Origin of the sequence: Desulfobaculum xiamenense, from assembly GCF_011927665.1 — a bacterium.
GTDB lineage: Bacteria > Desulfobacterota > Desulfovibrionia > Desulfovibrionales > Desulfovibrionaceae > Desulfobaculum > Desulfobaculum xiamenense.
In genome coordinates this window covers 98,916-119,532 of record NZ_JAATJA010000003.1, presented here as the reverse complement: position 1 = coordinate 119,532, position 20,617 = coordinate 98,916, and the positions used below count along the sequence as shown (strand labels likewise).

The 20,617-nt window shown below is 65.4% G+C and carries 20 protein-coding genes; 4 read left to right on the top strand and 16 right to left on the bottom strand.

From position 1 onward, the window contains the following. The first annotated feature begins 86 nt into the window (after positions 1–86). From trmFO to GGQ74_RS13375, 3 genes are read left to right on the top strand one after another with little or no spacing between them, the layout of a single operon-like run. Positions 87–1,448: a methylenetetrahydrofolate--tRNA-(uracil(54)-C(5))-methyltransferase (FADH(2)-oxidizing) TrmFO gene (gene trmFO / locus GGQ74_RS13385; RefSeq protein ID WP_245168304.1), complete on the top strand. Its 1,362-nt coding sequence runs from the start codon at positions 87–89 to the stop codon at positions 1,446–1,448. A 7-nt stretch (positions 1,449–1,455) separates the two neighbouring features. After that, positions 1,456–1,935, top strand: coding sequence for an EVE domain-containing protein (locus GGQ74_RS13380; RefSeq protein ID WP_167942097.1), 480 nt, complete (start codon positions 1,456–1,458; stop codon positions 1,933–1,935). Between the two features lie 58 nt (positions 1,936–1,993). Further along, positions 1,994–2,206: a SlyX family protein gene (locus GGQ74_RS13375; RefSeq protein ID WP_167942096.1), complete on the top strand. Its 213-nt coding sequence runs from the start codon at positions 1,994–1,996 to the stop codon at positions 2,204–2,206. A gap of 3 nt (positions 2,207–2,209) precedes the next feature. On the opposite strand, the gene GGQ74_RS13370 is transcribed toward GGQ74_RS13375, so the two are convergent. Further along, positions 2,210–4,456, bottom strand: a complete 2,247-nt coding sequence (locus GGQ74_RS13370; RefSeq protein ID WP_167942095.1) for a DUF3536 domain-containing protein — start codon at positions 4,454–4,456, stop codon at positions 2,210–2,212. A gap of 161 nt (positions 4,457–4,617) precedes the next feature. On the opposite strand from GGQ74_RS13370, the gene GGQ74_RS13365 reads away from it, so the two are divergent. Continuing rightward, positions 4,618–4,893, top strand: coding sequence for a hypothetical protein (locus GGQ74_RS13365; RefSeq protein ID WP_167942094.1), 276 nt, complete (start codon positions 4,618–4,620; stop codon positions 4,891–4,893). A gap of 119 nt (positions 4,894–5,012) precedes the next feature. Here the strand turns inward: GGQ74_RS13365 and lon are convergent, their stop codons facing one another. The 15 genes from lon to fabF all read right to left on the bottom strand — a co-directional run bounded on the left by lon (position 5,013) and on the right by fabF (position 20,545). After that, positions 5,013–7,436, bottom strand: a complete 2,424-nt coding sequence (gene lon, locus GGQ74_RS13360; RefSeq protein WP_167942093.1) for an endopeptidase La — start codon at positions 7,434–7,436, stop codon at positions 5,013–5,015. Positions 7,437–7,572: 136 nt separating this feature from the next. Next, the gene (locus tag GGQ74_RS13355) at positions 7,573–7,851 is read right to left on the bottom strand and encodes an acylphosphatase (RefSeq protein WP_425338093.1); all 279 of its coding nucleotides are present in this window, start codon (positions 7,849–7,851) and stop codon (positions 7,573–7,575) included. 34 nt (positions 7,852–7,885) lie between these two features. Beyond that, complete coding sequence (gene radC / locus GGQ74_RS13350) at positions 7,886–8,563, bottom strand: RadC family protein (protein ID WP_167942092.1); 678 nt, start codon at positions 8,561–8,563, stop codon at positions 7,886–7,888. A gap of 99 nt (positions 8,564–8,662) precedes the next feature. After that, positions 8,663–9,664 (bottom strand): DNA polymerase III subunit delta, encoded by a 1,002-nt coding sequence (holA, locus tag GGQ74_RS13345; protein ID WP_167942091.1) that lies wholly within the window; start codon positions 9,662–9,664, stop codon positions 8,663–8,665. 82 nt (positions 9,665–9,746) lie between these two features. Next, positions 9,747–10,247 carry an LPS assembly lipoprotein LptE gene (gene lptE, locus GGQ74_RS13340; RefSeq protein WP_167942090.1) on the bottom strand — a complete coding sequence of 167 codons (501 nt, stop codon included), beginning with the start codon at positions 10,245–10,247 and terminating at the stop codon, positions 9,747–9,749. After that, positions 10,248–12,737, bottom strand: coding sequence for a leucine--tRNA ligase (gene leuS / locus GGQ74_RS13335; protein ID WP_167942089.1), 2,490 nt, complete (start codon positions 12,735–12,737; stop codon positions 10,248–10,250). 11 nt (positions 12,738–12,748) lie between these two features. Beyond that, positions 12,749–13,291 (bottom strand): hypothetical protein, encoded by a 543-nt coding sequence (locus tag GGQ74_RS13330; RefSeq protein ID WP_167942088.1) that lies wholly within the window; start codon positions 13,289–13,291, stop codon positions 12,749–12,751. Continuing rightward, positions 13,269–13,739: a transcription antitermination factor NusB gene (gene nusB / locus GGQ74_RS13325; RefSeq protein ID WP_167942087.1), complete on the bottom strand. Its 471-nt coding sequence runs from the start codon at positions 13,737–13,739 to the stop codon at positions 13,269–13,271. The genes GGQ74_RS13330 and nusB overlap by 23 nt, the downstream gene beginning before the upstream one ends. Before the next feature lie 3 nt (positions 13,740–13,742). Then, positions 13,743–14,213, bottom strand: coding sequence for a 6,7-dimethyl-8-ribityllumazine synthase (gene ribH, locus GGQ74_RS13320; RefSeq protein ID WP_167942086.1), 471 nt, complete (start codon positions 14,211–14,213; stop codon positions 13,743–13,745). 63 nt (positions 14,214–14,276) lie between these two features. Next, complete coding sequence (locus GGQ74_RS13315) at positions 14,277–15,494, bottom strand: bifunctional 3,4-dihydroxy-2-butanone-4-phosphate synthase/GTP cyclohydrolase II (RefSeq protein WP_167942085.1); 1,218 nt, start codon at positions 15,492–15,494, stop codon at positions 14,277–14,279. Positions 15,495–15,588: 94 nt separating this feature from the next. Beyond that, a complete protein-coding gene (locus GGQ74_RS13310) occupies positions 15,589–16,254 on the bottom strand; it encodes a riboflavin synthase (RefSeq protein ID WP_167942084.1) in 666 nt (221 codons plus the stop codon). Position 16,255: 1 nt separating this feature from the next. Continuing rightward, complete coding sequence (ribD, locus tag GGQ74_RS13305) at positions 16,256–17,383, bottom strand: bifunctional diaminohydroxyphosphoribosylaminopyrimidine deaminase/5-amino-6-(5-phosphoribosylamino)uracil reductase RibD (protein WP_167942226.1); 1,128 nt, start codon at positions 17,381–17,383, stop codon at positions 16,256–16,258. Further along, positions 17,370–17,828, bottom strand: a complete 459-nt coding sequence (locus GGQ74_RS13300) for a deoxycytidylate deaminase (RefSeq protein WP_167942083.1) — start codon at positions 17,826–17,828, stop codon at positions 17,370–17,372. The genes ribD and GGQ74_RS13300 overlap by 14 nt, the downstream gene beginning before the upstream one ends. A 162-nt stretch (positions 17,829–17,990) precedes the next feature. Next, positions 17,991–19,229, bottom strand: coding sequence for a serine hydroxymethyltransferase (gene glyA / locus GGQ74_RS13295; protein ID WP_167942082.1), 1,239 nt, complete (start codon positions 19,227–19,229; stop codon positions 17,991–17,993). 71 nt (positions 19,230–19,300) lie between these two features. Next, a complete protein-coding gene (gene fabF / locus GGQ74_RS13290; protein ID WP_167942081.1) occupies positions 19,301–20,545 on the bottom strand; it encodes a beta-ketoacyl-ACP synthase II in 1,245 nt (414 codons plus the stop codon). Between the last annotated feature and the right edge of the window lie 72 nt (positions 20,546–20,617).

Genomic DNA, 20,617 nt, shown 5'->3' with positions numbered 1-20,617 from the left:
CGATGACGACGGCGCGTGGCCGTTGCGGGCATGATGGATGAAACGTCGGGGCGGGGCCGTGGATGCCGCGCCCGGAGCAAAACGATATGGGTGTGGATATGAACGATGTGAATCAGGCGAAGGTGGCCATCGTCGGCGGCGGACTGGCCGGGTGCGAGTGCGCGTGGCGTCTGGCCGAGGCTGGCGTGTCCTGCGTGGTGTTCGAGATGAAGCCGGAGCGCTATTCCCCGGCGCATGTGGAGCCGGGTCTTGCGGAACTCGTGTGCTCCAACTCCCTGCGTAGCGACGAAAACACCACCGCCGTGGGCCAGCTCAAGCGCGAGATGCGCGACGCGGGCAGCCTCGTCCTCGAAGCCGCCGACGCGACGTGCGTCCCGGCGGGCAAGGCGCTGGCCGTGGATCGCGAGCGCTTTTCGCAGTACATCACCGAACGCATCGAGGGCCACGCGCTCATCGAGGTGCGCCGGGCCGAGGTGAAGGACGTGGACGCCCCGGAACTGGCCGGGTACGACGCCGTGGTCATCGCCGCAGGTCCGCTGGCCAGCGACGAACTGGCCGTGAGCCTCGCCCGCGCCGTAGGCGACGAGCGCCTGTATTTTTACGATGCCATCGCGCCCATCATCGCCGCGGATTCCGTGGATCTGAACAAGGCCTTCTGGGGATCGCGCTGGCGTCCCGAGGACGACGACTACCTGAACTGCCCCATGACCGAGGAGGAATACCTCGCGTTCTACAACGAGCTTCTGGCGGCAGACAAGGTGAAGCCCCACGACTTCGAGAAGGAAATTCATTTCGAAGGCTGCCTGCCCGTGGAGGCCATGGCCGAGCGCGGTCCGCAGACCCTGACCTTCGGCCCCCTCAAGCCTGTGGGGCTGACCGATCCGCGCACCGGCGGGCGGCCCTTCGCCGTGGTCCAGCTGCGGGCCGAGAATAAGGAGCGCACGCGCTTCAACATGGTGGGCTTCCAGACCAAGCTGACCTACCCCGAGCAGAAGCGCGTGTTCCGCATGATTCCGGGACTGGAGAACGCCGAGTTCGAGCGCATGGGCAGCATTCACCGCAACACCTACGTCAACGCCCCGCATGCGCTGAGTGAGGACCTGCGGCTCAAGTCGCGCGAGAACGTGTACCTCGCCGGACAGATCACCGGCGTTGAGGGCTACGTGGAGTCCGCCGCGTGTGGACTGTGGCTCGGCATGCATCTGGCTGCGAAGTTTACCGGCGCGCATGTGGACCTTCCCCCGCGCGAGACGGCCATGGGCGCGCTGCTCGGCCATCTGTTCGAGGAGACGGACAACTTCCAGCCCTCCAACGTGCAGTTCGGGCTGATGCCGCCGCTCAATGCCCGCGCGGGCAAGAACAAGCGCAAGGAAATGTACGCTAGCCGCGCCGAGAAGGCCTGGGCCGAATGGCGCGAGCGTACCGCCCAAGGCGGGGACGCGGAGTAGCCGGGCCATGGCGCGGCGCTACTGGCTCCTAAAGAGCGAACCCGGTGCCTACTCCATCGACGACCTCGCGGCGGAGCCGGGGGGCGTCGGCGCGTGGGACGGGGTGCGCAATTATCAGGCCCGGAACATCCTGCGCGACAAGATGCGCGTGGGCGACCTCGCGCTGTTCTACCACAGCGTCACGGCCCCCGGAGTGGTCGGCGTGGCTGAGGTGGTGCGCGAGGGCTATCCGGACCACACCGCGCAGGACCCGACCGCCGCGCATTATGACCCGCGCAGCACGCCGGAGAATCCCGTGTGGTACATGGTGGACGTGCGGCTGGTGTGCAGATTTTCGCGTTCGCTGTCCCTGAAGTTCTTGCGCACCGTGGCGGGACTTGAGAACATGGAACTGTTGAGGAAGGGATCGCGGCTGTCGGTGCAGCCCGTGAGCCCCGAGGAATTTTCGATCATACTGGACTTGTCCGGCGAAAACGTCCCGCTCTGACGGCGATGGCCACAGGGACGGGCGGCCCCGGTCACGGGGCGACATCCGGGAGGTTGTCATGGAAAGAACGTACGAGGATCGGATTATCAAGCTCGAAAGCGATGTGGCGCTCAACCTCAAGGTCATCGACGACCTCAACGACGTCATTGCCGCGCAGCAGAAGCAGATCGACATGCTTGAGCGCCGGCTCGACCTCGTGGTGAGCAAGCTCGCGTCCATCGACATGGAGTCCGGAGGCGGGCCCGCAGACGAGGTCCCGCCCCACTACTAGCCGTCAGGCCCTGACATCCGGCGCGAAGCCGAGGAACTGCGAGAGTTCCCACTGGCCTTCGTGCCGGATGTCGAGGCACCATACCCTGTTCTGAACCCGCCACATGTCGAGGCCCGGACACACGTCCGCGGCCCGGCGCAGTATGTCCAGCACCTTCGGGCAGTTCGGCGTGTCGCCGAGCAGTCGTAGCGCCTCGCCCACGATGCGGCGCTCGAAGGCCCGGCGGTCGCTTTCGCCCGGCGCGTGAGCGAGCAGAAACTCCCGCACGTTGCGCGGGCTGCGATCTCCGGCCATCACGTGCGCCCACGCCAACGGTGCCCACAGTCTTCCCCATGCCCATGCCATGTTCTGCGTGGCCTGCGACTCCGTCCATGGCTGCATGAAGTGCAGCCCCGCCCCGGCGGCAATCTCCTGCCGCTGCCACTGTGTGTCTTCCGTGGCCTTCACCCATTCGAGGGACAGCGCCTGCCGCTTGTTCCATGGCAGCATGGCGGGGGTGAAGCCGCGTCCGGGCTGGCCGTCCGGGCCGAGGAGCATGATCGTGCACTCCAGCGGATTTTCGGTGCTCGACCGTTCCCATAGCCAGCGGTGTTCGTCTGTCCTGTCACCGGGGCGCGTGATGATGGCCCGGCCTGCGGCCTGCTTCGCGCCGGGCGCTTCGTCGAAGACGATTTCGACGCGCACTCCGGGCCAGTGAACGACGCTGTCCGTGGACAGGCCGGATTGCCCGCGGACCCATAGGGTGATGAGCGCCTGCGCCACGAGGCTCTCTGCGCTTTCCATGCGCGGCAGGACGCGCTTGGCGTAGAGTTCCGCACCGGAAAGCGGCGGCGGACCGTTGGCGATGGCCTGTCCCAACTCGTTCAGGTACGCCGGTTCGGGATCGTCGGCGAGGCCTGTGGCGCGGGCAAGCTCCAGCGCGCGCAGTGCGTAGGTCATGGCGTTGAGCGGCTCGATGCGGTCGAGGTCGTCGAAGAACCATGCGCAACTCGCCAGCGAGGCCAGCGACCATTGCTCCATTTCGAGGAGGTCCCACGCACGGCGCTGTCCGGTGGCGTCGAGGCCGGGGCGGAAGTGCTCGGCGGCGAAGTCCTGCGGTACCGTCTTGCCGTAGCGAACGCTGCCGTAGGCGGACAGGGTGGAGAAGGCGTCCGTGAAGACGTCTGGCCCCGCGTGCATGAAGTGGGCGTGGATGTGCGAGCGCAGGCCGTCCTGCGCCCGGCGCAGGGGGGCGCGCCATTTCTGGTTCCAGCGCGGATGACCGCCGGTGTGGCATCCGCAGTCCGCCCGCCAGCGCTCCACGCCGTGCACGCAGCTCCACGAGGACGGCTCGCGCAGGCGCACGCGTTCGATGGGCGGGTGCGCGGCGAGGTGTGCGGAGTAGTTGGTGAGGGTGATTTCTGGGTCGGCCTCGGCCTTCATGAGCATGAAGGCGAGGGCCATTTCGCCGAAGGTGAAGTGGTGGCCGTAGGTTTCGCCGTCGGTGGCGAGGGAGAGCAGACCGGGCATGGACGCGCCACGGATGCGGGTCCAGAAGGCGTCTCCGTCGCGCAGGAGTTGTTCGAAGGCCACGGCCTGCGAGAGTCCGCCGTGGTAGAAGAAGACGCTGATGCTGCGGCCCGAGGGTAACTCCACGCGGTAGGGGCGACTGATGTCGAGGCTACCCTCGTCCACGTCGCGCCACTGGTCCGCGCCGAGGGGGGCCACCGCTGCGGCCTGTCGTGGCGCGAGGACCGTGAAGGCGATGCCCGCCTGCGCGAGGACTTCGAGGGTCGGCGTGTCCACGGCGGTTTCGGAAAGCCACAAGCCGTCGGGGTGGCGTCCGAAGCGGGCCTCGAAATCCTGCACGGCCCATGCGGTTTCAATCTTCTTGTCGTCGTTGCTAGCCAGAGGCATGATGACGTGGTGGCATATCTGGGCCAGCGCTCCGCCGAAGCCGATGCGTCGGCGGGCCTGCGCGTCCGCTTCGATGATGCGGGCGTAGGTGTCGGGATCGTTGCGCTCCATCCATGTGAACAGGGTGGGGCCGAAGTTGAAGCTCAAGTATTCGTAGACGTTGACGATGTCGCGGATGCGTCCCGCCTCGCCGAGTACGCGCGCCCACGCTAGCGGGGCGTAGCTCTCGCGGCCGATGCGCTCGTTCCAGTTTAGGCCGGGCGCGGCGCTGCCCTCGGGCAGTGTGGTGCGAAGCCACGGGTCCTCTCGCGGCGGCTGGTAGAAGTGGCCGTGAATGCACAGGTGTCTGTCCATGCGTCCTCCCCCTGCGTGTTGACGAATGCGGGTACGGCCCGCGCTGGTATGCATGGTAGCAGATTGCTCGCGAAAGGTCATTGCATCGCTGTGGACAGAAGGGCGGGCTGCGGGTAAACGTGCTGGCGTACCGTTGGATACGACTCACAAGGAGAATGGATATGGCAGAAGAACTGAACGAACGCGCCGAACTTGAGGCGCTGTCCAAGGAAGAGATCCTCGACTGCTTCGAGGGCGCGCTCTTCGAGCACGTCACCGAAGGCGAGGAGATGCCGGAGCTGGCCGAACTGACCATCGCACTCGGCCTCAAGGGCTTCGTCAACGCCAAGCTGGCCCACCGCGAGAAGGATGAGCTCATCGACCTCTTCCTCGGCGGCGACAAGGCCATCGTGGAACTCATCGACCACGCGGCCGAGCAGGGCCTGCTGGAAGAGTAGGCCACACCGAATCTTTCTGTCCGTGTGCGGCGCGAAGCGTCGGCGACGCGGGCGCAGGCATGAAGAAAGGCCCGCATCCATATGGATGCGGGCCTTTCGCTGTGTCGTTTCCGGAGGAACTAGTCCTTCTTCACGCAGGCCTGCGGCCAGATTTCGTCGATGAGGTCCACGGGCGTGACCGTGATGTTGCGCAGGAGGTCCGCCGGGACGTCCACCAGATCGCGCTCGTTCTGGCGGGGGATGAAGACCTGCTTCATGCCGTTGGCCACGGCGGCGAGGATCTTTTCCTTGATGCCGCCCACGGGGAGCACGCGGCCGCGCAGGGTGATCTCGCCGGTCATGCAGATGTCCGGGCGCACGGGGGTTTCCGTGAGGGCGGAGATGAGCGCCGTGACCAGCGTGACGCCCGCCGAGGGGCCGTCCTTGGGGGTGGCACCGGCCGGGACGTGGACGTGGATGTCCAGCTTTTCGGTGAACTCGGGGTCGATGCCGAAGAGTTCGGCGCGGCTGCGTGCGTAGGACATTGCCGCCTGCGCGGATTCCTTCATCACGTCGCCGAGCTTTCCGGTGAGGGTCAGCTTGCCCTTGCCCTTCATGGGCGTGATCTCGATGTGCAGCACCTCGCCGCCGTAGGGCGTCCATGCGAGGCCAAGCGCAACGCCGGGAGGCAGGATCTTCTCCATCTCGTCGTCGCGGAAGCGGGCCGGGCCGAGGTACTTTTCGAGGGCCTCGGCGTCCACCACGTAGGGACCGCCGTCACCCTCGGCCTTGCGCCGGGCGAGCTTGCGGCAGATGGAGCCGATTTCGCGCTCGATGTTGCGCAGACCTGCCTCGCGCGTGTAGTCGCGCACGGTCTGGGTCAGCACCTCGTCGGAAATCTGCACCTCGTCGAGTTCGAGACCGTTGTCCTTGGCCTGCCGGGGCAGCAGGTAGCGCCGGGCGATGCGGACCTTCTCGTGCTCGGTGTAGCCGGGGATGCGGATGGTCTCCATGCGGTCGAGCAGCGCGGCGGGCACGGTGTCCAGCGTATTGGCCGTGCAGATGAACATGATCTTCGACAGGTCGAAGGGCACGTTGAGGTAGTGGTCCGAGAACGAGAAGTTCTGTTCGGGGTCCAGCACCTCCAGCAGGGCGGACGACGGGTCGCCGCGGAAGTCCGCGCCGAGCTTGTCAATTTCGTCGAGCATGAACACGGGGTTGCGCGTGCCGACCTGCTTGAGGCCCTGAATGACGCGGCCGGGCATGGCACCGATGTAGGTGCGGCGGTGTCCGCGAATTTCGGCCTCGTCACGCATGCCGCCAAGGGAGATGCGCAGGAACTTGCGGCCGAGCGCCCGTGCGATGGAGCGGCCGAGCGAGGTCTTGCCCACGCCGGGAGGGCCCACGAAGCACAGGATCGGTCCCTTCATCTTCGGGTTCAGCTTGCGCACGGAAAGGTATTCGAGGATGCGCTCCTTGACCTTTTCGAGGTTGTAGTGGTCCTCGTCGAGGATTTCCTGCGCCTTGACGATGTCCAGCCGATCCTTGGAGGCCTTGCGCCACGGCAGTTCTGCGATCCAGTCGAGGTAGGTGCGGATAACCGTGGCCTCGGAGGAGTCCGGATGCATGTTGGCCAGCCGCTTGAGCTGCTTGTCGGCCTCCTTGCGGACCTCCTGCGGCGGGTTGGCCTTGTCGAGGGCCATGGCGATGTCCTCGATCTCCTCGTTTTCCTCGTCCATGTCGCCAAGCTCGCGGCGGATGGCCTTGAGCTGTTCGCGCAGGAAGAAGTCGCGCTGGGCCTTGTCCATCCCTTCCTTGGCCATGGACTGGATCTTGGCCTGCATGGAGGCAACCTCGATCTCGCGGGCGAGCTGGGTGTTGATCAGCTCCAGCCGCTCCAGCGGGTCGATGCATTCGAGGATGGCCTGCGCGTCCTCGACGCGAAGACGCAGGTTGGAGGCGATGAGGTCGGCCATGCGGCCCGGCTCGTGCACGCTGTTCAGCACGCCGAGGATGTCCGGCGAGGACATGCCCTTGAGGGTCATGAGCTTTTCGCTCTGGTCCTTGGCGGTGCGCAGCATGGCCTCGGTGGTGGGCGTCACGTCGGTGACGTCCATCTCGCGGATCAGTTCCACACGTGCGGTGTGGTAGGGCGTGTCGCCGGTGAATTCGGTGACGCGGGCGCGCGAAAGGCCCTGCACGAGAATCTTCAGGCGGCCGTCGGGCATTTTGAGCATGCGCATGATCATGCCGACGGTGCCGATGGTGTAGAGGTCGTCGCCGGTGGGGTCGTCGACCTTTTCGTCGCGCTGGGAAAGAATGAGAATGTGGCGCTTGTCGGCCAAGGCGGCGTCCACGGCGGCCACGGACTTCTCGCGTCCGACGAACAGGGGCAGGATCATGTAGTTGAAAACCACGATGTCCCGCACCGGAAGGACGGGAAGCTCCTCGGGAATCTCGGGGACGACGACGCTGTTGTCGTCCGCCCCTTCGCCCGTCTTCGCCCCTGCGGTGTCGTCGCCTTCGGAGACGAGGAGGATGGTATCGAGTATATCGTCCGTCATGTGCGCTTCCTTTGGAGTGCAGTGTTGTCGAATCGTTCGGGCGCACTGATCGAAGCGCGCGCTTTCGCGGCGCGTTTCGGCGGTGCGCCCGTGCATGCCCCGTGGCCCTGCGGCGCGGGGGCGTCCTGTGCGTGCGTCAGGATCGGATCTGGAACCCCTGATGTTCCTTGTCGTAATCGATCCATTTGCACTGCACGTTGTCAACCCGTGAGAGGGGCGGCCCGGCCAAAAGGCGGCGCTTGAGCGTGTTGATGGACTCTTCGTCCCCTTGCGCCAGCACCTCGACGGTGCCGTCCGCCAGATTGCGGATCCATCCGTTGACGCCGAGGTTGCGAGCCTGGTCATGGACCCAGCTCCGGAACATCACGCCCTGAACTTTGCCCGTGACGACGCATTGCAGGCTGCGAACCATCATGGCCTCCTTTGTTCGGGTTGGCGCGCGAAAAAAACTAGAGCATCCCCTGAGACTGAAAGCTGAAATATCGTCCGTCCGCGACCACGAGATGGTCGAGGACGCGCATGCCCAGATCATGCGCCGCCCGGCATATGCGGGCCGTTATCTCCTCATCCTGCACCGACGGCTTCAGGTTTCCGCCGGGGTGGTTGTGGATGAGGATGATCGCGCTGGCCGCGCGTTCGAGCGCCATGGACAGCACCTCGCGCACGTAGACCGGAGCCTGATCCACTGTGCCGCTGGAGAGCCGCTCCCAGGCCAGCAGGCGGTTGCGCGTGTCGAGCAGCGCGATCCAGAATTCTTCCTTCACCGCAGGGCCGAGGCGGGCAAGGGCCATTTCGGCCACGGCGGCCGGGGTGCACAGCACCTCGCGCTCTTTCACGCGCGATTCGCCCATGCGCGCCCATGTCTCCCGCCACAACCGCCAAAAGTTCTCAAGCTGCGGGCCGAAGCCCGGCACGGCGCGAAGCTCCGCAGGCCGCGCGGCGAAAACTCCGTACAGGGAGCCGAAGCGCGTCAGAAGCTCCTTGGCCAGCGGCTTGGTGTCCACGCGCACGAGGACGTGGCCGAGCAACAACTCCAGAATCTCGTAGTCGGCCAACTGGGCGGGATTGGTGGCCAACTGTTCCCGCAGGCGTTTGCGGTGGCCCAGATAATGCCTGTTATCGCTCATAATAGGTCTTCGTGGCGAGGCGGGCAAGGGGCCGCCAGCATTTTTCGCGGTGGCCGCACAGGGTGGCGTGTGACGCATCCTGCCGGATTCAAGAAGGATTTATCTCATTCCGGTAGGATTTGCATCCCGAAAAACGCCATACAGACCGCCGACGAGGGCCTCGAAGGCCTGCTCCGGCGTGCGCTGGCCGGACTTGATGCCGAACTCGGCTTCGAGCGAGAGGTCCCAGATGCGGGCGAGTCGCGTCGCGCCGAGGCTGCGGGCCATCTTCGTCTTGGCGGAGAGTGCGCCACGGGGCACGTAGGCCGAGGGCTGGTCGCCGTGGGCCAACTCCCACAGGATGCGTGCCTCGCGTTGCAGCAGGGCGAGGAAGGAAAAGAGGATGCTGTCGGTGGAGCTGACGAGCCGGTTGTCGAAGACCTTCTTCCACACCTTTTCCGGCGATCCGCCGGAGAACAGGGTGGAGATGAATTCGAAGACATCCATGTCCGTCTCCGCCGCGACGATGGACAGCATGGACGCGTCCACGCGGCCCGAGTCCCCGGCGGCGAGGATGAGCTTGTCGAGTTCGTTTCGCGCGCCGAGGGCGTCCAGCGGAAGCAGGTCGGACAGGGCGTTGAGCGCGTCGGGCTGGATGGTCACGCCGTTTCTGGCGGCGTGGCGCTTGATGAAGCCGGGGAGGGTGGAGCGGGTCAGGCCCGCAGAGCTCCAGACCCAGCCGCGCTTTTCGGCCACGGCCCAGTACTTCTGCTTGGTCAGCGTGGCCGGAGCCTTGGGGTTGCCCTGCTTGTCCAGCCCGGCTTCGAGGCAGAAGATGGGCCAAATGTGGGAGCTGAAGCTCGACAGGGTGGAGGTCAGCCGGTTCCAGCCGTCCACGAGGAAGGCGTTGGCCCGGCGCACCACCACTAGCCGCGAGGTGCCCATGAGGTCCGGGATGGTCAGGTCCTGCCAGAACGCGCCGGGGAGGTCGCCGTCGTCGGCCCAGTAGACGCGGCGGAACCATGTGGTCCCCTCGCCGTGGGTTTCCACGAGGGTTTCGATCTGCTGGCGCAGGAGTTCCGCGTCGGGGCAGAGGAGGAAGGAGAATCCGGGGCGGGGCATGCTGCTCCTGACTGGTAGGCGTGAATGTGCCGCGCAGGCCCGCATGGTGCGGACCTGCGCGGCGGATATGCCATTGGGCGGGCTAGTAGGCCTGCGTCAGCCTGTCGGCCAGTCTGCGCACGGCGAGGTTCACGACGACGTGTTCCGCCGATTCCTTGCCGCCGGTGGTGAAGGACTGGCTGGCGCTCACGGGGCCGGAGTTCCACAGCTCCGCGCCCGTGTCTCTGCTCACGATTCTGGCCGTCAGCGTGATGGTCGAGCTGGACTTGATGGTCTCGTCGTCCGAGTCGGTCAGCGAGGCGTCGGACCGGAAGGAGTTGACCACGAGGTGCAGGTCGGCCTGCGCGTCCTTGACGGATGCCCAGTCGATGTGCCCGCGGCGGGTGAATTCGTCGCGCACCTCGGCACGCAGAACGCTTTCGAGCCACGGCTTGAGCGTGGGGTTCTCCACGCTACGGATGCACAGGGCGCGATGCGAGGCGTCGAGGACGAGGTGTTCGCCGTGGCCGGTGGCGTGGTAGCCGCATCCGGACAGGGCGAGGGCGAGAACGGCCGAGAGGAGAATCGTGCGCAGTACAGTCATTTAGCCCACCACTATGTTGACCAGTTTGCCGGGAATCACGACGACCTTGCGCACCGTCACGTTTTCGAGGTGCTTGGTCACGTTGGGTTCCTCAAGGGCCAGACGCTGCACGTCCTCGCGCGAGGCGGAGGCGGGCACGGTCAGGCGGCCGCGCAGCTTGCCGTTGACCTGCACGACGACGGTCAGCTCGTCGCGGACGAGGGCCTTTTCGTCGAGAATGGGCCAGGGCTGGGCAGCGAGGTGCGAGGTGTAACCCATCATCTGCCAAATCTCCTCGCACACGTGGGGCGCGACGGGAGAGAGGACGGTGAGCGCGGTGCTCACGGCGGAGGACAGGACGAGATTTCCGTCCTTGGTGCCGGCCAGTTCGTCCTTGGCGAGGTATAGGGCGTTGACCAGTTCCATCACCGCGGCGATGGCGGTGTTGAACTGGAAGTTCTTCTCGACGTCCGAGGTGACCTTGAGCACGGTCTCGTGCTCCTTGCGGCGCAGGTCGCGGGCGGCGGTGGAAAGCTCCACGCCGTCCACGGGGGCGCAGGCGCCAACGGGCGAGAGGGTGCCTTCGAGTTCCTCGACAAGACGCCACACGCGCTTGATGAAGCGGGCGGAACCTTCGATGCCCTGATCGCTCCATTCGAGGTCCTTCTCCGGCGGAGCGGCGAAGAGGCAGAACAGGCGCACGGTATCAGCGCCGTAGCGGGCGATCATCTGGTCGGGATCGACGATGTTGCCCTTGGACTTGGACATCTTGGAGCCGTCGAGCAGCACCATGCCCTGCGTGAGCAGGTTGTCGAAGGGTTCGTCGATGTCGATGAACTTTTCGTCGCGAAGTGCCTTGATGTAGAAGCGCGAGTAGAGCAGGTGCAGGATGGCGTGCTCAATGCCGCCAATGTACTGGTCCACGGGCAGCCAGTAGCGCACCGCCTCGGGGTCGAGGGCCTGCTCGTCGTCGCGGGCGCAGGTGTAGCGCAGGAAGTACCACGAGGACTCCATGAAGGTATCCATGGTGTCGGTCTCGCGGCGGGCCATGGCGCCGCACTTGGGGCAGGGGACGTTGAGGAATTCGGGCGTCTCCGGCAGGGGGCTGCGTCCGTCTGGCCGGGTTTGGACGTGCTCGGGCAGCTGCACGGGCAGGTCCTTTTCGGGCACGGGCACGATGCCGCACTTCTTGCAGTAGATCATCGGAATGGGCGCGCCCCAGTACCGCTGGCGGGAGATGTTCCAGTCGCGCAGGCGGTAGTTCACGGTCTTGCGGCCGCGTCCGGTCTCGGCGAGGTGGTCGGTGATGGCGGTCTTGGCCGCCTCGTTGTGCATGCCGTCGAACTGTCCGGAATTCACGAGGATTCCGGGTTCGGTGTAGGCAGCCTCCATGGTGGCCGGGTCGAGGGTTTCGCCCTCGGGCTGGATGACCACCTTGAGGGGCAGGCCGTACTTGCGGGCGAATTCGAAGTCGCGCTGGTCGTGCGCCGGAACGGCCATGACCGCGCCGGTGCCGTAGTCCATGAGCACGAAGTTGGCCACGTAGATGGGCATGCGCGCGCCGGTGACGGCGTTCACGCAGTATGCGCCGGTGAACGCGCCTTCCTTTTCGAGGTCGTCGGAACCGCGCACGATCTTGTCCATGTTGCGGACCTTGTCCACGAACGCGCGCACGGCCTCGGCCTCGGGCTTGCCGTCGATGAGCTTCTCGACCAGCGGATGCTCGGCGGCGAGGCTCATGAAGGTCGCACCGTGGAGGGTGTCGGGCCGGGTGGTGAAGACCGGGATGCGCTCCTCGATGCCCTCGATCTCGAATTCCAGCTCGGAGCCGTAGCTCTTGCCGATCCAGTTGCGCTGCATGGTCTTGACGCGCTCGGGCCAGCCGGGGAGCTTTTCGAGGAACTCAAGGAGTTCGTCGGCGTAGTCGGTGATCTTCAGGAACCACTGGGACAGCTCGCGGGTCTCAACAACGGAGTCGCAGCGCCAGCACAGGCCTTCCTCCACCTGCTCGTTGGCGAGCACGGTGTGGCAGGTGGGGCACCAGTTCACGGGTGCCTTCTTGCGGTAGACGAGGCCCTTCTCGAACAGGCGCACGAAGAACTGCTGCTCCCACTTGTAGTACTTGGGATGGCAGGTGGCCACCTCGCGGTCCCAGTCGTAGGAGTAGCCGAGGCGCTTGAGCTGGGTGCGCATGGTGGCGATGTTCTCGTAGGTCCACTTGGCCGGGTGCACGTTGTTCTTCACAGCGGCGTTTTCGGCGGGCAGGCCGAAGGCGTCCCAGCCCATGGGATGCAGCACGTTGAAGCCCTGCATGCGCTTGAAGCGCGCCACCACGTCGCCGATGGAGTAGTTGCGCACGTGGCCCATGTGGATGCGACCCGAGGGATAGGGGAACATTTCGAGGCAGTAGTACTTGGGCTTGCTAGGATCGACCTCGGACTTGAAGTGTCCGGCCTCTTCCCAGATTTTCTGCCACTTGGCCTCTATGCTTTCCGGAGCGTAATCAGGCATTGGGTTTCCTTTCACAGTCTGTCGCGGATGCGGGAGAACAGGTCGGCCACGCGTTCGGTCAGTGTCGCGTTGCGTCTGGCCTCGGCCTCCTGCCGTTCCCGGAGATCAATGTCGAAGCTGTTGTTGAAGGCCACATGCGGGAAGCAGCGTTGCCACGCGAGGATGCTCGCGTAGGCGGACTCGCGCAGGGTGTCGCCGACCAGCACGTAGACCACGCAGTCCGCGTGGTAGTGGGGCCAGAAAGCCTGCCCCCACAGGGTCAGCGACTCGGTGACCGAACGGCCGAGGGTGGCGGCCACGGATTGCGTGTCCAGCCACCACTCCTTCCAGTTCAGGTCCGTGAGGGAGGCGGCCATGCCGCCGCCCCACTGCCCAAGACGCGAGACATCCGCCGGGACATCCCAGCGGAGTTCGTAGCGCTGGCCCTTTCTGTCGGACCATGCGCAGATGGTTGGGCGGGCCTCTCCGGCGGCGTCCGCGCCGCGTCCGAGATAGACGCGCGGGGTGCCGGGCGGGGTCTGCCCTGCGTCCCTAATGAATCCTAAGTTGACCATTTTCAACAGCTTTGGCAATGGCGTCCAGAATGCCGTTGACGAAGTTCTTGGAATTGTCGTCGCCAAAGCGCTTGGCCAGCTCCACGGCCTCGTTGATGGTGACCTTGACGGGCACATCGTCGAGCCAGAGCATTTCGTACAGGGCCAAGCGCAGGATCGTCAGCTCGATGCGGGCGATGCGCGATAGCTTCCAGTGCTGGGAGTACTCGTCAATCCTCTTGTCGATGGCGGCGAGGTTGCGCCACACACCGGCTACGAGCTCCCAAGCGAACTCCTTCCTGCCGGCGGCATTGCGCTCGGCTGCTTCATCGGACGGAGCCGGTGCGAGGGTGAACGCCCGCTCAAGCTGGTCGATGCTCTGGACAGTGTTGAAGCACAGTCCGTACAGAACCTCGAACGCCCGTCTGCGGCCGCCTCTGCGGCTCCCCTTCTTCATCTCGTCGGTCATGGATTAGATCTGCTCCAGCACGCGAATCATCTCGAGAGTGGCGGCGGCAGCCTCCACACCCTTGTTGCCGCCCTTGGAACCGGCGCGCTCGATGGCCTGTTCGAGGGTATCGGTGGTCAGCAGACCGAAGCCGATGGGCAGGTTGGTTTCCAGCGAAACGTGGGCGATGCCCTTGGCGCACTCGGAGCACACGTAGTCGAAGTGCGGGGTCGCGCCGCGGATCACCGCGCCGAGACAGATGACGCCGTCGTACTTGCCGGAGGCGGCCAGCTTGCGGGCAGCAAGGGGTAGCTCGTAGGCGCCGGGCACCTTGACGAGGGTCAGGTTGTCCTTGGATGCGCCGTTGCGGCACAGGTAATCGACGGCACCGCCGATGAGACGGTCAACGATGAAATCGTTGAAACGGCTCGCGACGATGGCGAAGGAAAGTCCCTCGGCCTGGAACTGTCCCTCGATGGTTTTGATGTGGTACATGCGGGTCTCCTCGCAGATGGAAAGATATGAAATGGGGGGCGGGCGCTTTCGCCCGCCGGGCCGCTATTCCTCGTCGTCGAGATGGAGCATGTGCCCCATCTTCTTTTTCTTGGTCTCAAGATAGTGGTAGTTCCACTGGCAGGACTTCATCTCGATGGGCACGCGGTCGACAACCTCCAGACCGTAGCCTTCGAGGCCCACGATCTTCTTGGGGTTGTTGGTCATGAGCCGCATCTTGGTCACGCCGAGGCTGACCAGAATCTGCGCGCCAACGCCGTAGTCGCGCAGGTCCGCCTTGAAGCCGAGCTTCTGGTTGGCCTCGACGGTGTCGAGACCCTTGTCCTGAAGGGCGTAGGCCTTGATCTTGTTGCACAGGCCGATGCCACGGCCTTCCTGGCGCATGTAGAGGATGACGCCCTTGCCTTCCTCGGCGATCATGTTCATCGCGGTCTGGAGCTGGCCGCCGCAGTCGCAGCGCAGGGAACCGAGCGTGTCGCCGGTGAGGCACTCGGAGTGCACGCGCACCAGCACAGGCTCGCCGGGTTCGATGTCGCCCTTGACCAGAGCGAGGTGCTCCTTCTTGTCGATGTCGGAGTAGAAGGCCACGGCCTTGAACATGCCGCCGAAGCAGGTGGGGAGGTCGGCCTCGGCCACGCGGTCCACGGCAAGCTTGCCGAACTTCATGCGGTATTCGATGAGGTCGCGGATGGTGGCGATCTTGAGATCGTGCTTCTTGGCGAACTCGATGAGGTCGGGCATGCGAGCCATGTTGCCGTCCTCGCGCATGATCTCGCAGATGACGCCAGCGGGCTTGAGGCCTGCGAGCTTGGCGAGGTCCACGCTGCCTTCGGTCTGTCCCGCGCGCACGAGCACGCCGCCGGGATTGGCCTTGAGCGGGAAGATGTGGCCCGGAGTGACGATGTCGTCGGGGGTCACGTCGTCGTTGATGGCGGTGAGGATGGTGGTGGAACGGTCATAGGCGGAGATGCCGGTGGTCACGCCGTTGCGGGCCTCGATGGACACCGTGAACGGAGTCTGGAAGCCGGACTCGTTCTTGGTGGTCATCATGGGCAGCTGGAGGCGGTCCACCATTTCGCCGGCCATGGACAGGCAGATGAGGCCGCGACCATGGGTGGCCATGAAGTTGATGACCTCGGGGGTGGCGAACTCGGCCGCTATGGTGAGGTCGCCCTCGTTCTCGCGGTCCTCGTCATCGACGAGGATGATCATCCGGCCTTTGCGGATTTCTTCGATGGCTTGTTCAGCCGTGCAGATGGGCATGGTTTCTACCTCGTTGAATATATCGCCGGACGCGAGTGCGCCCCGGCATCTGGCCCGCCTCCGGGGAAGTGGGCCGAGAGAAGTCCTGTGCGATCTAGAATCCGTTCATGCGCAGGAAGGCCTCGGTGATTCCGGAGGAATCTTCCGTGCTTTGCGCGTCGTCGCCGGTCCAGGGGGCGACCATACGACGCACGTACTTGCCTATCAAGTCCGTTTCCATGTTCACGCCATAGCCGGGCTTCCAGCCAGAGATGGTGGTGGCGCGCTGGGTCTCGGGGATGATGTTCACTTCGAGCCAGTCTGGACCGCAGGCGTTGACCGTGAGGCTGATGCCGTCGAGGGCCACGGAGCCCTTTTCTATGACGTAGCGGCCGTGTTCGGCCGGGAAGGAAAGTCGGTAGATGCGCGAGAGGCCCGCAGGGGAGATGGACTGAACCCGCGCGGTGCAGTCCACATGGCCGCTGACCAGATGCCCGCCCAGCCTGTCGCCGAGGGCGAGGGCGCGTTCGAGGTTGACCAGCGAGCCGGGGCGCAGCGTACCGAGATTGGTGTGGGAGAGCGTTTCGGCGGAGGCGTAGGCGGTGTACCAGTCCTTGCCGAAGGTTTCCACCGTGAGGCAGGTGCCGTTGACGGCGATGCTCTCGCCGAGTTCGAGATCGGGCAGCGCACTGGACGGGAAGCCGATGCACAGCCGCGTCTCGCTGCCGCGCGCTTCCACGGAGCGTACGGTTCCGGTTGTCTGCACAAGTCCGGTGAACATGTCAGTCCGCCTCCCGACGGTAGATAATGAGCGTGTCCTCGCCGCACTGCCGGGTCTCGGCGGTGCGCAGGGCGATGGCCTCGTCCATGGTGAGCGGACTGCGGCCGGTGAACAGGTTTCTGGCCATTTCGTCGCCGAGAATCTTGGGGGCGACGAAGAGGCGGAACTCGTCAATAAGGCCACTGGCGAGGAAACTCAAGGCCAAACCGCCGCCGCCCTCGCACAGTGCGCGTAGGCACCCGCAATCGCTGCGGAGCTTTTCGAGACCTTTTGCGAGGTCCAGACCGTCACCCGAGGAGGGCAGGCCCCAGACCCGGCAGCCGAGCGTGCGCAGGGCGTCGGCCTGCAGGCCGTCGGCCGCGTCCTGTGTGGTCCAGAAGATCGTTTCCGATGCGCGGCGCGCGAGGAGCTGGAAGTCCGCGTCGGCGGCGGGCAGGGTGGCGGTGACCACCACGGCCAGCGGCTGGCGCAGGGCGTCCGGCGCATTCTGCGGGCGTGCGTCGAGTCCGGGATTGTCGGCGCGGAAGGTGCCGCCGCCCACGATGACGGCGTCCACGCGGGAGCGCAACTCGTGCACGGACCGGCGCGAGGCTTCGCCGCTCACCCACTGGGAGTGCCCGGTGCGCGTGGCTATCTTGCCGTCGAGGGTGGCGGCCATCTTGAGGATGACATAGGGGCGCTCGGTGGCCTTCCACACGCGGAAGTCCGCGATGAGGTCGCGGCAGGCCGATTCGGCCACGCCCACGTGCACGGCGACGCCGTTCTCGCGCAGGAATTGCGCACCGCCCTTGGCCACGGGGTTGGGGTCCAGCGTTCCGACGTAGAGTTCGCGCACTCCGGCGGCGAGGACGGCGCGGGAGCAGGGCGGGGTCTTGCCGTGATGGTTGCACGGCTCCAGCGTGACGAACATGGCGCACTGGGCCGGGTCCACGCCACGGGCCTTCGCGTTGGCGAGGCATTCGATCTCGGCATGGGGACCGCCGAAGCGCTGGTGCCAGCCCTCGGCCACGATCTCGCCATCGCACACCAAAAGCGCGCCGACGCTTGGGTTCGGTGCGGTGTGGCGGCGGCCGCGCTTGGCCAGCTCCACGGCGTGGAGCATGAAGGCGGTGGCCCTATCGGGGCTGATAGTCGAGACGTTCAAGTCCCACCCCCGCTTCGGCGAACATGGTTTCGGAAAGCTCGTCGGGGTAGCCCTCGGCGAAGAAGATGGTTTTCACGCCGCAGTTGATGAGCATTTTGGCGCAGATGAGGCAGGGCTGGGTGGTGCAGTAGATGTCCGCCCCGGCGATGCTGACGCCGTGCACGGCGGCCTGGATGATGACGTTTTGTTCCGCGTGGAGACCGCGGCAGATTTCGTGGCGCTGGCCGGAGGGCACGCCCAGCTGTTCGCGCAGGCAGCCCACGTCTAGGCAGTGGGAAATGTTTGCGGGCGCACCGTTATAACCGGTGGCGAGGATGCGCTTGTCCCGCACGGCGATGGCGCCAACCTTTCGCCGCAGGCAGGTGGAGCGTTCAGACACCATGTAGGTGATTCCCATGAAGTATTCGGGCCAGGGCAGTCGTGTTTCCATAGGCGCATCCGTGTGCGACGGGCGTCCCGTCGCGTCTTCTCGTTGTCAAATCGGGCAAAGTGCCCGTCGTTTCGCCGCCGGTGGCGGCGCGCCCGTCCTGCGATCATGGCGGGACGCGACGAAAGTCCGGGCGGGACTGGCCCGCCCGGACGGCAGTGCTTTCTACCAGGCGAACAGGGGGAACTGGCGCGAGAACGTTTCGACGTCCTTGCGGATTTCCTCGAGGCGCGTGTCGTTGTCGATGTTCTTGAGGACATCGACGATCCAGCCGGCGACCTTCTCTATGTCGGCTTCGCGGAAGCCGCGAGTGGTCAGGGCCGGGGTGCCGAGGCGCACGCCGGAGGTCACGAAGGGCGAGCGGGTCTCGAAGGGCACGGTGTTCTTGTTGCAGGTGATGCCCGCCTTGTCGAGGGCGATCTCCGCGTCCTTGCCGGTGATGTCCTTGTTGGTGAGGTCCATGAGCACGAGGTGGTTGTCCGTGCCACCGGAGACCAGCTCGTAACCCGCGTCCACGAGGCTCTTGGCCAGCGTGGCGCAGTTCTTGAGCGTCTGCTCCTGATAGCGCTTGAACTCGGGCTTGAGGGCCTCGCCGAAGGCCACGGCCTTGGCGGCGATGACGTGCATGAGCGGGCCGCCCTGAATGCCGGGGAAGATCTGGGAATTGAGGGTCTTTCCGTACTCCTCGCTGGAGAGGATCATGCCGCCGCGGGGGCCGCGCAGGGTCTTGTGCGTGGTCGTGGTGGTGATGTGGGCCACTCCGATGGGCGAGGGGTGCAGGCCCGCAGCCACGGGACCGGCGATGTGCGCCATGTCGACCATGAGCTTCGCGCCCACCTCGTCGGCGATGGCGCGGAAGCGGGCGAAATCGATGATGCGCGGGTAGGCGCTGGCACCGGCGATGATGAGCTTGGGCGAGTGCTCGCGGGCGAGGGTTTCGACCTGCTCGTAGTCGATGGTGCCGGTCTCGCGCTTCACGCCGTAGGACACCACGTTATACAGCTTGCCGGAGAAGCTGACCGGGCTACCGTGGGTGAGGTGACCGCCGTGGGAGAGGTCCATGCCCATGATGGTGTCGCCGGGCTTCAGGAATCCGAAGTAGACGGCCATGTTGGCCTGCGATCCGGAGTGGGGCTGGACGTTGGCGTACTCCGCTCCGAACAGCTGCATGGCGCGGTCGCGGGCGAGGTTTTCGCACATGTCGACGTATTCGCAGCCGCCGTAGTAGCGCTTTCCGGGGTATCCTTCGGCGTACTTGTGGGTGAGCACGCTTCCCATGGCCTGCCGGACGGCAGGGGAGGTGAAGTTCTCGGAGGCGATGAGCTCGAGCTTGCTGGTCTGACGATCGATTTCGAGGTTGATCGCCTTCGCGATCTCCCTGTCCTGAAGCAGCAGTTCTTCCATTGGGACGACCTTCCGTTTGTGGGTGTGACGATGCGTGGGCGCCCCGGCGGCTTGCGCCGCCGGGATGCTCGCTAGTCTTCGTATCGCTTGAAGATGATGCTGGCGTTGGTCCCGCCGAAGCCGAAGGAGTTGGACATGGCGTAGGTGCACTGTCTTTCGACGGAGCCGTTCGCGGTGTAGTCCAGATCGCACTCCTCGCCGGGGATGTCGAGATTGGTGGTGCCGGGGATGATGCCCCGGTTGAGCGCCAGCACCGAGAACACGGCCTCCACGCCGCCGGCAGCGCCAAGCAGGTGGCCGATCATGGACTTGTTGCCCGTGATGGCGATGTCCTTGGCGTGGTCGCCGAAGACGGTCTTGATGGCGCGGGTCTCGCACAGATCGTTCAGATAGGTCGAGGTACCGTGGGCGTTGATGTGGTCGAGCTCCTCGGGGGTGAGACCGGCGTCGGACAGGGACGCGCGCATGGCGATGGCCATGCCTTCGCCGTCCTCGGCGGGCGCGGTCATGTGGAACGCGTCGCCGGATGCGCCGAAGCCGATGATCTCGGCGTAGATCTTCGCGCCGCGAGCCTTGGCGTGCTCGTATTCCTCAAGCAGCAGCATGCCGCAGCCTTCGCCCATGACGAATCCGTCGCGGTCCTTCTCGAAGGGACGGGAGGCGCGTTCCGGCTCGTCGTTGCGAGTGGTCATGGCCTTGAGGGAGCAGAATCCGCCGAAGCCGAGAGGCGTGATGGTGGATTCCACACCGCCGCAGATCATGGCGTCCGCCCTGCCGAGGAGAATCTCGGAGAAGGCGTAGCCGATGGCATGCGTGCCGGAGGCACAGGCCGAGGTGGACGCGAGGTTCGGGCCCTTGGCGCCGACCTCGATGGACACCATGCCCGGAGCCATGTTGGAGATGACGATGGGGATGAAGAAGGGGGACACCTTGCGGGGGCCGCCCGTCATCAGCTTCTCGTGGGTCTTCTCGATGGTGTCGAGACCGCCGAGGCCGCAGCCGAGGTTGACGCCCACGCGGTGGGCCTCTTCGGCCGGGATGGTCCAGCCCGCGTCATCGAGAAGCATTTTGGAGCACGCCACGGCGAACTGGGTGAAGCGCTCCATGCGCTTGGCCTGCTTGGCCGGGATGAAATCGGTAGGCTCGAATCCCTTCACTTCGCCCGCGATGCGGGTGGCGAACTCCGTGGCGTCGAACTGGGTCACGGGTCCGATGCCGGAAACGCCGTCGACGAGGTTCTTCCAGCTCGTCTCGACATCGTTTCCGATGGGGGTGAGGGCCGAAAGGCCCGTAACAACTACCCTTTTTCTGGTCATTGTTCCTCGCCTCTTGAGGGTCGGGGACGCGCTAGTGAGCGCTCTATTTGAAATGCCGAAGCGCCTTGAGGC